Annotated in this window: 12 protein-coding genes; 6 read left to right on the forward strand and 6 right to left on the reverse strand. The window is 45.4% G+C overall.

Features of this window, described 5'->3' with window-relative positions:
• Positions 1 to 236: 236 nt before the first annotated feature.
• From TJ79_RS27245 to TJ79_RS14535, 6 genes are all read right to left on the reverse strand, one after another.
• Positions 237 to 413, reverse strand: a complete 177-nt coding sequence (locus tag TJ79_RS27245; protein WP_155987890.1) for a hypothetical protein — start codon at positions 411 to 413, stop codon at positions 237 to 239.
• A gap of 265 nt (positions 414 to 678) precedes the next feature.
• Entirely contained in the window at positions 679 to 1,920 is a 1,242-nt protein-coding gene (locus tag TJ79_RS14515) for a DEAD/DEAH box helicase (RefSeq protein WP_040951007.1), read from the reverse strand.
• Between the two features lie 211 nt (positions 1,921 to 2,131).
• Positions 2,132 to 4,090, reverse strand: a complete 1,959-nt coding sequence (locus TJ79_RS14520; RefSeq protein ID WP_040951008.1) for an ATP-dependent DNA helicase — start codon at positions 4,088 to 4,090, stop codon at positions 2,132 to 2,134.
• Positions 4,091 to 4,473: 383 nt separating this feature from the next.
• On the reverse strand, positions 4,474 to 5,397 hold the full coding sequence (locus TJ79_RS14525; protein ID WP_040951085.1) for an NAD(P)-dependent alcohol dehydrogenase: 924 nt from the start codon (positions 5,395 to 5,397) through the stop codon (positions 4,474 to 4,476).
• A 249-nt stretch (positions 5,398 to 5,646) separates the two neighbouring features.
• Positions 5,647 to 6,132, reverse strand: coding sequence for a hypothetical protein (locus TJ79_RS14530; RefSeq protein ID WP_155987891.1), 486 nt, complete (start codon positions 6,130 to 6,132; stop codon positions 5,647 to 5,649).
• 285 nt (positions 6,133 to 6,417) lie between these two features.
• Positions 6,418 to 6,777 (reverse strand): winged helix-turn-helix transcriptional regulator, encoded by a 360-nt coding sequence (locus tag TJ79_RS14535; RefSeq protein WP_040951010.1) that lies wholly within the window; start codon positions 6,775 to 6,777, stop codon positions 6,418 to 6,420.
• Positions 6,778 to 6,911: 134 nt separating this feature from the next.
• Here TJ79_RS14535 and TJ79_RS14540 point away from each other — a divergent pair, with 134 nt between their 5' ends.
• From TJ79_RS14540 to TJ79_RS14565, 6 genes are all read left to right on the forward strand, one after another.
• On the forward strand, positions 6,912 to 7,544 hold the full coding sequence (locus TJ79_RS14540) for an FMN-dependent NADH-azoreductase (protein WP_040951011.1): 633 nt from the start codon (positions 6,912 to 6,914) through the stop codon (positions 7,542 to 7,544).
• A gap of 511 nt (positions 7,545 to 8,055) precedes the next feature.
• Positions 8,056 to 9,240 carry a sensor histidine kinase gene (locus tag TJ79_RS14545; RefSeq protein ID WP_040951012.1) on the forward strand — a complete coding sequence of 395 codons (1,185 nt, stop codon included), beginning with the start codon at positions 8,056 to 8,058 and terminating at the stop codon, positions 9,238 to 9,240.
• A complete protein-coding gene (locus TJ79_RS14550; RefSeq protein ID WP_040951013.1) occupies positions 9,212 to 9,901 on the forward strand; it encodes a response regulator in 690 nt (229 codons plus the stop codon). Before TJ79_RS14545 ends, TJ79_RS14550 begins: the two co-directional genes overlap by 29 nt.
• A gap of 214 nt (positions 9,902 to 10,115) precedes the next feature.
• A complete protein-coding gene (locus tag TJ79_RS14555) occupies positions 10,116 to 11,003 on the forward strand; it encodes a CPBP family intramembrane glutamic endopeptidase (protein WP_040951014.1) in 888 nt (295 codons plus the stop codon).
• Between the two features lie 273 nt (positions 11,004 to 11,276).
• Complete coding sequence (locus TJ79_RS14560) at positions 11,277 to 11,921, forward strand: response regulator transcription factor (RefSeq protein ID WP_420319392.1); 645 nt, start codon at positions 11,277 to 11,279, stop codon at positions 11,919 to 11,921.
• A 4-nt stretch (positions 11,922 to 11,925) separates the two neighbouring features.
• Complete coding sequence (locus TJ79_RS14565) at positions 11,926 to 12,870, forward strand: sensor histidine kinase (RefSeq protein ID WP_040951016.1); 945 nt, start codon at positions 11,926 to 11,928, stop codon at positions 12,868 to 12,870.
• The last annotated feature ends 52 nt before the right edge of the window (positions 12,871 to 12,922 follow it).

Consider the following 12,922-nt stretch of genomic DNA (forward strand, 5'->3'; position numbering starts at 1 on the left):
TTGTGCTTGGTTACGGTGTCTCCGAGGTTCCTGTTACACTCTGCAAATTTACGGATCTATCGGCAACATCCACCGCGGCGCTTTACGACCAACCTTTCTCTGTTCGGTCCAAGAGACTGCTAAAAAGCCATCGAACTAATCGACGGCCTCTTTGTGTTGGTGATTCAACTTAAACAAACCTATCCTTACGGCTTTTGTGGGCAATTTGAGCGTGGTATTCATCGATTACGCTTCAACTAGGGGCTTAACCACTCTTCTTTTTTGGAAGTTGCTACTGCGGCTTCTTCTTCCGCTTTCAATATTGCCAAAAATCCAATTATATCTCCTATGACAGCAAAAGTTAGCCCGATTTTAGATAACTCTAAGGCATTTAAATCATCGAGTAAACCAATACTTTTTTTGTTTCTAGCCATAAGAACACCCCGCGGTTGATATCAACGTACTTTAACATATGTGCAAACAAGGAACATCAGCTATGTTTTTGCCTAGAGCAACATAGATCGGCAGAACGTTTTGAAAGCATGTTAATCTCCTTATCGAAAATGATGCGCAAAAAGCTCCATCCTATATGGGATGGAGCTACTCCGCGTTACTGCTCTATTTGCCGCAAATAGTCATCGTCAACAACGATGTTTTCAACGGCAAAAGTCTGGGCTTCCTACTATGCTTTTCATTCTGTTAGGACCGCCGTCTCCTGCGGCGGCCGCCGCCCTCCTTGGGCGATGCGCCGCGGACGCTGGCTTCACTGGGTGTCGGTGGAGCTGCCGCTGTCTCCGCCGAAATCGTCATCGGATACGGATGATCCCGGATCACCGGAATCTTTTGCTTGATCAGCTTCTCGATATCCTTCAGATAGGGAATCTCCTCGTGTTCACAAAATGAAATGGCAATTCCGCTTAATCCCGCCCGGCCGGTGCGGCCGATCCGGTGCACATACGTCTCTGATATATTCGGCAAATTGTAGTTGATGACGTGGGACAATTCATCAATGTCGATACCCCGGGCCGCAATGTCCGTCGCTACCAGCAGTCGGGTCGCCCCACTCTTGAAGTTATTCAATGCCGCTTGGCGAGCGTTCTGCGACTTGTCGCCGTGGATCGCCTGGGCGGTTATCTTTGCCTTCGTCAAGCCTCTTACCAGCCGATCCGCACCGTGCTTTGTACGTGTGAACACGAGGGCGCTCACGATGGACTTATCCTGCAGCAGGTCGATAAGCAACGGCAACTTATTCGGCTTATCCACATAGTAAAGCGTCTGTTTGATCCGCTCTGCCGTTGAAGAAACCGGCGTCACTTCGATCCTCATTGGATTCATTAACAGGGAGTCCACCAGTGACGTGATCTCGGGCGGCATCGTCGCGGAAAAGAACAGCGTCTGCCGTTTGGCAGGCAGCTTAGCGATGATCCGCCTCATATCATGAATGAAGCCCATGTCGAGCATCCGGTCAGCTTCGTCCAACACGAAGATCTGCACATGACTCAGATCGGCGATTCCTTGGTTCATCAGGTCGATCAGCCTGCCCGGCGTCGCGATCAGAATGTCGATGCCTCGCTCTAGCGCTTGCTCCTGCGCCTGCTGCGAGACACCCCCTACAATCACAGCACTTCGCAGATTGGAAAAACATCCATATGCTTTAAAGTTATCGGATATCTGAATGGCCAGCTCTCGCGTAGGCGTCAGGATCAGCGAGCGAATCACGCGTTTGCCGTTCGGGCTGCCCTGCTGCGTGCTCAACCGTTGGATGATCGGCAGCAAGAACGCCGCCGTCTTGCCGGTCCCCGTCTGGGCGCAGCCGAACAAGTCGCGGCCTGCCAGCGCCGGTGGAATAGCCTGCTCTTGTATGGGAGTGGGTTGCGTATAATTTTCCTTAGCCAGCGCTTTTAGAATAGGGGGAATCAGCTGCAATCGTTCAAATGTCATAATTTCTCCTTCGTCAAGCCTCCCTTAATGGAAGCTTCCATCTTGTATTATACCAGATAGGGAATAAGCAATGTTTCCAGTATAGAGTTCCGGAAGACTTATCGGTTATTAGCCAAGCCAGGATAATCCGTTTGAGTTTTAACTTCGACTGCTTGTCATCACCGCAAAGAACCAGGACATCTGTATGTAAGATGTCCTGGTTCCCCTTTTTCTATAGTGGAAGGTCCCATTCTTTCAAAGGAACCTCCTTCGGTAATATTTCCTCAATAACCTGTCGAAGTTTCGCGTCTTGGTATATTTCCTCGCTTAAAATGCTGACGATTCCGCGATCATCACGAGAACGAATCAATCGCCCCATTCCTTGCTGGAGACGAAGAAGCATATAGGGCAGATCCACCTCGTCGTACGGCGCTACCGACGACTCCCGTTTTGCCATAAACACCGGATCTTGAGGAGGAAAAGGCAGCGACCAAATGATGACGTTCGAAAGAGAAGGGCCGGGTATGTCGAGGCCTTCCCATAGACTTAATGCGCACAATATACTGGCCTCATCCCGTTGAAAAGAGCCAATGAGATGGCTGATTTCCGCATCTCCTTCAAACCAGAACCGCATATCTATACACTCCGGATAGGACGGAAGCATTTCCTTAAACTTTAGCAACTCCTCTTTGCCATTGAATAAAATCAACGCCCTACCCTCGGTACGGTTCAACAGGCTAACGGTAGCCTTCATTTTCTCCTCAGTCGAAGCCCCATGAGACCATTTGGGAGCCAAGACTTCCATTTGATGCTTATAATCATAAGGGGATTTCGTGCTGAAGGAGAGGTAATCGTCAATTCCCAAGCTGCTCGCTATATAATCGAATGAACCATTCACGGATAAGGTGGCGGATGAAAAAACAACCGGCATATGGAGGGCAAAGACCCGTTCATGCAACACTTCCTTAACGGCTCTGGGCATGATGACCAAGGTAAGCCCGTCCTCTGTTTCCGTTGCCCAGCTTATCAACGCATCGGAGTTTTGAAACAAGCTTAACGCTTTCTGGATCGTCTCCAGCTGCTCCTCGACAATACGCAGTTGGTAATCGTTTAGGGTATAAAGCTCGCTCTCAAAAACCAAATCATCTTCGATCGCTTCGATCACTTGACGAAACATGCGCACTTCTTCAAGCAGCGGTCTGCCCAGAATAATCCGTTTCCGGTCAGAGCCCGGTATATCCTCGCAGTGCTGCGAGAGGGTGTTGAACAACGATTCACTGCGGTAAATCGCTTCATCAATAAGCACGGCCAATGATTCCCGAACTTCACCTTTTAACAATCGAGTGATCAACTCTTCGAATACGGAGTGTTTTAACCTGTAGGTCAACGCCTTCTGTGCAGCCGCTTCGAGCAGATGCCCCTCGTCGAATACAACGGCACAGGAATCCGGCAACAGGGGAAGTTGTCCCTCCCGCTTTCGACCTTCATACGTCCATACGTGTTCCATATAGAAATCATGGGAGCAAATGATCAAATCACTGGACTTCCGATAGTGTTCACGGGATAACGTCTGTCCACAGCGGTGTCTTTGTTCGCAAGAAAAACAATCTTGAAACGAGTCCCAACTGATCTTGTTCCACTGATGATCGTTCAAATGGGGATATTGTTTACGATCTCCGTAAGCGTGGAACGATTGCATCGCTTCATATTGATGGACAAACCGGGGCAATTCATCGCGCACCGCTCTGTACAAGTCCGGATCCTCGTCATCGGTTTGTACTTGATCCAGCTTGTCCAAGCAAAGGTAACGATCCGTGGACTTCGCCATTCTCGCGTCGATCGTAAGGTTCAAATGTCGAGCCAGTTTGGCAAGATCCCCTTCCGGCTTGGCCAATTGCTCGATTAAAGATTCGTCAGCACAGGCAATGATTGCCGGCTTACGCGTATAGCGAGCGTAACAAATTGCGTACAACAGATAGACTAGCGTTTTGCCCGTTCCTACACCTGCCTCCGCGAAGATGGTCGTCTTCTGGGCGAAGGCTCTCTCCAGTTGATAAGCCATATAGATTTGCTCATCGCGAACCTCAAAGCCGGCTTCCGGCAATATATCGTAAAACACATCCGCGACCCACTCTCCAACCTGTTGAAGAAAGGGACGGGACTTGTCATAGTCAAATGGGTAGTATTTCAATTTTACCTCTGCCTCCAGGAATTTTATGTATCCCATCAATCGCAAGAAATGATGATAGCGAAGCTATTCATTGTGTTCTCGTTCTCGTTCTCGTTCTCGTTCATTTCCATCGTGCCCTGCAATCTGATCGTCGGCTCCTTGATGTTGTTTCTCGCTCAGTTCAATTGTCGCCATCCCCATCGCCTTGTCGTGGTTTGGAGCGATCATTGCTTATGCTTCGTTCCGCAATAGAGCGCAAGGATATTAACCCGTAACCGCATATCCGTACATTTAAGCCCTGTAATCAAATAAATAGATTCGCCCTACTTGTGGTGATACGGTTCACCGTAACCTTGGCTACGAGACCGAATATACAGTATACAATACTCATAAACTCAAATTCGTTATTTTTCATTTACTTTAATCACTACATTTCCTTTTTTATGTCCTTTATCAACATATCGATGAGCTTCAATCATCTCTTCGAAAGAATAGCACTTATCAATCACGGGCTTGAGTTGTCCCTTTTCAACCAAATCGGTCAAAAAATTCAACTCTTTTACCCCTGATTGTGCATGTCCTGAATGAATGACTGAAACAAAATTACCCGTCGGTTTCAATAATCTTTTGACGACTGAACGATCTATATAGCCAACAGCATCAAATACAATATCAAAGCGGTCTTTGCAATTTGTTAATTGTTCTTTTTTATAATCAATCGTTTTATCCACTCCGAGCTTTTTTACCCATTCCATATTTTCTGTACTACACACAGCAGTTACTTCTGCACCAAAATAATTTGCAAGTTGTATGGCAGATGTCCCAACCGAACCGGATGCACCATAAATAAGAATAGTATCACCCTTATTAATATTTGATTTTTTAAGAAAATGCAATGCCGACAGGCCACCAAATGGAATAGATACTGCTTCCTCGAATGTCAGACTCCCCGGTTTTAATCCAATTATCGCATTCTCCGGCAAACAAACATATTCAGCATTGGCCCCGAATTTCAAATCTAGTGTTCGTGCATAAACGGGTTGCCCAATTTTAAATTGATTAACCGACTCTGCTGTTTCTTCAATCACTCCAGCAAGCCATAAACCTTGAATAGGTCTCCGGGGTTTAAAAATCCCGATCATCAATCTCATGGGTATACTTGAAATCAAATTTGGGGGATTGAAAGCTCGTAATCTACAGTCACCCGAAGTAACGGCTATTGCTCTAACTTGAATCAAAACTTCATTTTTTCGTGGATGAGGTTTTTCAACCTCTTTGATTTGAAGCACTTCAGGTGAACCATATCTTGTTGTTATGATCGCTTTCATTTTCTCCATATATTCCTCCGATATCCACTATAGGATTAGTTTGTATTGATATAATGGATATTCACTAATAAAAAGGTTATTACCTACGTCAATTTCATAAAATTTCCTATCAGAATGACCGGTACAAAGATTAATTGAAGGGATGGCTCTGCTATACATCGTATAGATACCGCAACAAGATGGATCTTAAGAATAAGTAAAAGCACAAACCCACTCTCATGATCGAAAGAGGTTTGTACTTTTAATGCGTCATTTATGGTTTGTGATAGGGCTCACCGTCTTGTCTAGACTACCTACAAAATCTTTCAATTGTTTGAATAAGTCCGGATCCTCTGGATTCCCAGATAAACGCAAAAATAAATCATACATTTGCTTCTGGTGGTCGATAATCAATGGCTTATTTTTTGAAATAGTCATCGCTATATATAGATTACTCATGATGAGGCCGTATGATACACCCTCATTGTTTTTAAATGTTGTAATTGATTCTGGTATAACTGAAACAGCATTGACAGTAGCCATACATCGGGTGTATGCTGCATCATCGTCTAAGTTAACACCGAAACATTCACCCACCTGATAGAATTGACCCTGGAATACTTGGTTAATTTGTTCCTGAAGAGAGTGCCTTCGATCATCACTCTTGTCTTTTAAGTAAAGAAGATACAAAGTGCTCGCCAGCGCCAACACTGTAACCACGGATAGAACCTTACTCATATTTTTGAATCCACTCAACAGCAGTTCCCTTCCTCTCCTAATTCCCATGAGTCAGCAAACTTGCTTCCATATTTTACATTAGCTTGTTTAAGCTTATCATATTAACTCCGGCAACACTCAAATCAATTCTCGTGCCACTGGACAAGATCTTTAATTTAATGCGAGTCTGGGGCAGTAATAATAAAAAGATGGTTAATGAATCAACAAAACAACTTCAATAGCTTGATGCCAATTTATTTTCGGTATGCTGAGGATATATTGTGACTCAGTTTAGAATGAGACGGACTTGCATGATGTTGAATGCTAGTCCGTTTCTGTTTGTTCGCTTTTCGCCTTTTTGAGCCGCTTTCGCTCAACATGGGCCATTCCCCACTGATGTAAGGTTTCCAAAACCGGTGACAAGCTCTCACCGTATTCCGTGATGGAGTATTCCACCTTCGGCGGAATTTGCGGATAAACGACTCGCTTAACGATCTCTTCCTCCTCCAATTCACGCAGACAGAGTGTAAGCATCCTTTGAGTAATATCAGGTAGCAATCTTCGCAAATCATTGAACCGCAAAGGTTTACCTTGAAGCAAATGATAGAGGATAGTCGGCTTCCATTTGCCGACGATCGAATCCATCGCCACAACGAACTGGCATTGATCAGGGTTCTTCTGCATATCACAATCCCCCTTAAGGTACCTTTTTTAATACTATAGCACATTATTGTGCCTACTTAACAAAAGTAAGTTTGTATTTTATGATCACCCTAGGAAGGGTAATTGAATCTGATTACAGAAGGGAAGATTGATTAATGGCAACTGTACTGTACATCACCGCGCATCCCCTTGATCATCAGGCATCTTATAGCCTCACGGTAGGCAAAGCATTTATTGAAGCGTACTGCGAAGTAAATCCGGCAGATGAAGTTGTTCATTTGGATCTGTACAGAGAGAACGTTCCCCCATTCGATGCTGATGTTTTACGCGGTTGGGAAAAGCTTCGGTCTGGTTCATCGTTCGATCAATTAACGGATGCTGAGAAATCAAAAGTAGATCGTCTTGGGGTAATTGTTGATCAATTCGTAACCGCTGATAAGTATGTATATGTATCTCCGATGTGGAATTTCTCGATCCCACCAGTTTTGAAAGCATACACGGATGCTACATCAATTCCGGGAAAGACGTTCAAATACACCAAAGAAGGCCCTGTGGGACTATTACCAGACAAGAAAGCCTTGCACATTCAAGCTAGCGGTTCCGTTTATTCGGAAGGTCCTCTTGCCCAACTTGAGATGGGATACAGCTATTTGAATAAGGTTCTACAGTTCTATGGGGTTAAATCGATAGAGTCAATTTTTGTGGAAGGAACGGCATTAACAGATCAGGCTCTGTCTGTAAAAGAAAAAGCAATTGCATATGCCAAGGAAGTTGCCAAACATTTCTAATGAGGGAGTCCCATTATCCATAGAAAGTCACAAAACTCCCAAATAATAAAAAAGCCTGCTGAAGTTTTTCAACAGGTTGAGCCGTCCCATAAGGGATAGCCCTGTCTTTGTTGTGGATCTACCAACTAGCTGTAAACGGAGAATCGCACGTTTAGTAACAAGTTTCTAACTTTACTAACAGTACTAAACTACAAGCAACCCCCTTCTATTGCTAGTGAACAGAAGGGGGTTCGCATATAGTATGAGGCTACGATCACTTTATGGACTCCTAGTGCTTTGGCAATTTGGACGACCAAGCTGCCAGAGATGCCGGTAGTGCCGATAATCAAGACCGTCTGGCCCGAAATATATTCGCTATCTTCACTGCGGAATCCTTCATATCAATCGTTTCACCGAGTCCTCCCCCCTTCGCACCTGCCCCGCAAGCCATCCAAGCTTCCTTCGGTGTGTTCCGTATTTATTGTATAATCAAGGAAAACCATTAGATATTCTTTAGTAAGGAAGGATACCTATGAAAAAAGTTTTTTATTTCATGGACTGGGGGATATTTGGGCTCAGGTCCTATTACTATATGTTGCTGTTATTTCATATTTTAACGGGGAATGAATATTCGCCTCGATTGCTCGTGAACATCGTATGGCTCTTAGCGGCCTTTATTATCCCCATTTTATTCTGGTTTCCGCAGCTAAGGAAGAACAAGGAATGGTTCATCTTACTTGAACTATTGCTTGGAGGATCTTTTTATATGAAATCGTTCATGCAGGCCGATCATTTGGGGAGTGTCGATTATCTTATTCCGAGTCTTACAATCGGTTACTTATTGACCAGAAAGACGGCCTGGACTGTGCCGGTACTATTATTACTACCCTTTACCAGCATGTTATTCGGAAAAGTTACATGGGACTTGGCGCTCGGTTCAAGCTCAGATAACTTTCTTTTCTCTTTTATCGGGATTTGGGTCAACTTCATTGCCATAGCCTATCATGAGAAAAATAAATTGGCTAAAGAAATTGATGAACAAAATAAATTGTTAACCCAATATGCTGCCGAGATCGAAAGGATGACTCTGCTGGAGGAACGAAGTCGTATGTCCAAGGAGATGCATGACACGTTAGGACACTCTTTTATTTCCCTTATTATGAGTCTCGATGCTGCTATTGCACTTCTAGACAAAAATCCAAATCTAGCCAAGGAGAAATTGGTTGGTATAAGGGGACTGACGGAACAAAACTTGGATGAAATGAGGGACATCGTGCACAAGATGGGGGAGGAAGAGGATATAAGTTTAGTGGACCACGTCGAGAGACTCGTCAACACCTTTCGAGAACATACCGGGACGGTCATTCGTCTCACGCTGAACGGAACAGAACGGACCATTCGTTTCGAAGTGCGGCAATCGATAATTCGGGTGATACAAGAGTCTTTTACGAATGCACTCAAGCATGGAAAGGCAACGGAAATTGAGTTGAGTCTCCACTTTTCTCCATCCACTTTGCGAGTTACCGTTCAAAATAATGGAAAGCCCTTAGGTAAGATAGAGTATGGATTCGGCCTGACAACAATGAAGAATCGGATTGAGATGCTGGGAGGTACCTTTTCCATCTCCGCCTTGGCGGTCACTGGCGCTGAAGTCAGATGCGAAATACCACTGAAAGGAGATACGTTGGATGCCAAAAATAAAAGTACTCCTAGTTGATGATCAGGAATTGATCCTTGAAAGTCTAAATATAGTCCTAGAAATGGAAGACGATATCGAGGTTGTGGGATTGGCTAAGAATGGTGAAGAAGCGATTACCTATTGTGAAAAATCCCAACCGGATATCATCCTCATGGATATAAATATGCCGATTATGGATGGCGTTGTTGCTACAGAGAAGATCAAGCCTCGATTCCCGTTAACGAAAATTATTATTCTAACTTCGTACAAAGAAGTTGAATATGTTCTGGCAGCGCTAAGCCATGGAGCTGAAGGCTTCCTACTCAAAGCCATCCATCCCAAAAACCTTATCGCCGGCATACGGGTGGTTCACACAGGAGGCACACTCATTTCGCCAGAAATGGCAGACAAAATGATTAAAAGCATGCTGAAAAGCGGTAATTCATCGACTATGGATACAAGCGCCTTGGAACCCGGATTGCTTGAGAAAAACAATGAATTCGGACTTAGCAACCGCGAAGTCGAAGTTCTTCATAAGCTGGCGTTAGGTCTACGCAATCAGGATATCGCTAAGGCATTATATCTTAGTGAAGGTACGGTTAAAAACTACATCTCGAATATTTATTCGAAATTGAATGTAAAAGGAAGAAGAGAAGCTGCCTATAAGGCTAGAGAAACAGGGATTATAGATCCTTATTAAATACACCATATGAAGAATGAGATCCCATAATAAATCTGCTCAAAGCCGACACCGTAACGGATGTCGGCTTTGATTTTGCTAAAGTCATATGACCCTGATATGACTAAACGGTACTTCTGATGTATGACTTTTTTAAAGTATAGTGTGATTTGTATCCTGCAATATCGGAACATAAACAGATATCCCGTCAGGGGAAGAGGAGTGATCACTTCTAATGAGAAAGACTAATACACACGAAAATGAAGTGCTTAGCGGTAGGAGAAAATCTAAGTTTGTTTCGTTCTTTCAATTCCCCCTCACCTGGATGCTCGTGGGAACGCTTGGAATCATCCTCGCCAACGTGACTTTCAACTTGTTATCCAAAGATTTAAAAGCACTTGGGTCCGTCATATTGACGCTTGTCGGAAGCGCCGTTGTAATCTTTATCTACTGGCTCGCAATGAAATTTCTGGCGCGGCGACCGGTTCCTGAACTTCTGTTCCAACGGCGTGCGGTGTCGGAGGTTATTCTCGGCGCAGTCGTCGGCCTTATCTTTATCATCGTTTCAACAGCCCTCATCGTCTTGCTTGGCGGGTATTCATTCAAGTGGTCAAACGAAAACGTCGGCTCTATCGTTTGGCCGATTATCACCACACAACTCGTCGCTGCCTTCGTAGAAGAATTGATCTTTCGGGGGCTCGCCTTTCAAGCAATTGAAAGAATGGGTGGAAGTTGGTTTGCACTGACCCTAACCTCCCTCTTCTTTGGGATCGCTCACCTAGGCAACCCAGGAGCTACGGCTTGGGGAGCCCTCTCTATTACCATTGAAGCTGGTGTATTACTGGGTGCAGCCTTCCTTTGGCGGCGCAATGTTTGGTTTATCGTTAGCCTGCATTTCTTTTGGAATACAATAGAGGGACTCTTAGGTATTCCCGTCTCAGGCCATCCCTCCTCAGGTCTTTTTACGGTCGAAGTTACAGGCCCGGCCCTTCTCACTGGAGGCCAATTTGGCCTTGAAGCTTCAATAATGCCCGTAATAATCAGTCTGTTGATCGCCATTCCTATGCTGATTTTGGCTCGCCGCAAAGGGCATCTCATATCGCTCCGTCAAGATCCGAAATAATATCGAACCTGATGGAGATATTGAACAGAATTGGGGATATGACGAACCTGAGTTATGCTAAAAAATTCCGCCCTACCTATGATAAGGTTTACCGTAACATCTATAGAGCGAAATCAAAAGGTCCCCATTTGTCTGGGTGCTTCGAATCATGGATAAGCAACTCAGCCTCATTTTCTGATAAGATGGTACAAAAGAAGTGTAGGAATTGGTGGGTGGATTATGTCTGGAGCACATCGCATCTTAATCATAGAAGATGACCCTTCCATTATTGAGATGCTTCGTAACGCCCTTAGCCGCGAAGGCTTCCTGATCGATGCGGCAGCAGATGGCATGGAAGGATTGGCGCTGTTCTCGAACAAGGAGTACGACCTTGTCCTTGTCGATCTCATGTTGCCGGAGCTGGACGGTATGGAGGTCATTCGCAGGATCAGAGAGCGAAACAAGCTGCCGATTCTCATCATGTCTGCTAAGGACGGGGATATCGACAAAGCACTGGGTCTCGGATTTGGAGCAGATGACTACATTCAGAAGCCTTTCTCGACGATTGAACTGTCCGCAAGGATGAAGGCAGCTATTCGAAGAGCCACGGTTTATTCAAACGCGGAACGACAGGTAGAGCCGCCCGTTATCATTGGCGACCTAGAGCTGGACTTTGAGAAGTTTTCTATAAAGAAAAAAGGCCAAGAAGTGCGGCTGACAGCCAAGGAGTTCGATATTCTTAAGCTTTTTGCGACGAACAAAAACCGGGTTTTCACCAAATCCCAACTCTACGGACTTATCTGGAATGACGATTATTTGGGAGACGAGAACGTCATTAACGTTCATATCCGAAGGTTAAGAGAGAAGATCGAAGACGATCCTTCCCATCCGACTTTCATCAAGACCTTATGGGGAATCGGCTACAAATGGGAGGGCTGATGAGATGAACGTCCTCCTTCTCTGCGTTATCGTCATTCTCGCTAGCTTCCTCGCCGCACGTCTTCGATCGAATGCCAGGAGAACTTCAGAGCTGCGGCAGATTCGCAGCAAGCTAGGGCAGATTGTGGAGAGCCGTTCGGGAGAGAGGCTTCTCCACATGACCCGGGATTCTGAACTTCAGATACTCATGACCGATATCAACCAGTTGCTCGATAACAACCTGAAAGCGTCGGCGGAGTACGCAAGGACCCAAATCGCATCTCGCAAGATGCTTGCGAATATCTCCCACGATCTGAGAACGCCGCTGACGGTCGTTCTTGGATATGCGGAGACGCTTCATATGCGACCCCATATCGAGGAGAACGAGCGAAACGAGCTGTTAGCCAAGCTGTTCGGCAAAACGACGGAAGCCATCCAATTGATTGATACTTTCTTTGACTTGGCCAAGCTCGAATCCGATGACGTCGATATCCCTCTGAGCCGAATAAACGTTAGTGAGTCCTGCAGACTTAGCATTCTTCAGTTCCATGAACAGATCGAAGATTGCGGGCTCGAGGTATCCCTCGATATTCCTCCAGGAGATAGGCATGCGCTTGGCAATAACGATGCCTTGAAGCGAGTCTTGGACAACCTGATCTCCAATGCACTTCGTTACGGAGCAGACGGCGGAATAATCGGCCTGACGCTGAGGGATGAAGAAGCATTCGTTCTTGTGGAAGTGTGGGATCGGGGAAAAGGAATCGACGCGGCGCATCAGGATCTCGTTTTCGAACGATTATACACGTTGGACGACTCCCGGAATAAGAAGATCCAAGGAAGCGGTCTCGGGCTGGCGATCGCCCGAAGGCTTGCCGATGCCATGGGAGGATCGATTGAACTGAATAGCACGCCTTACGTGCGGACCGTCTTCTCGGTTCGGTTAAAGAAACTCAACTTAAGAAATTCGTAAGGAACGAGTAAGGAAAATGCGCCATTTCATCCGTTATGATTTTCCTAACAAC

The organism is Gorillibacterium massiliense (genome assembly GCF_000455485.1).
Lineage (GTDB): Bacteria > Bacillota > Bacilli > Paenibacillales > NBRC-103111 > Gorillibacterium > Gorillibacterium massiliense.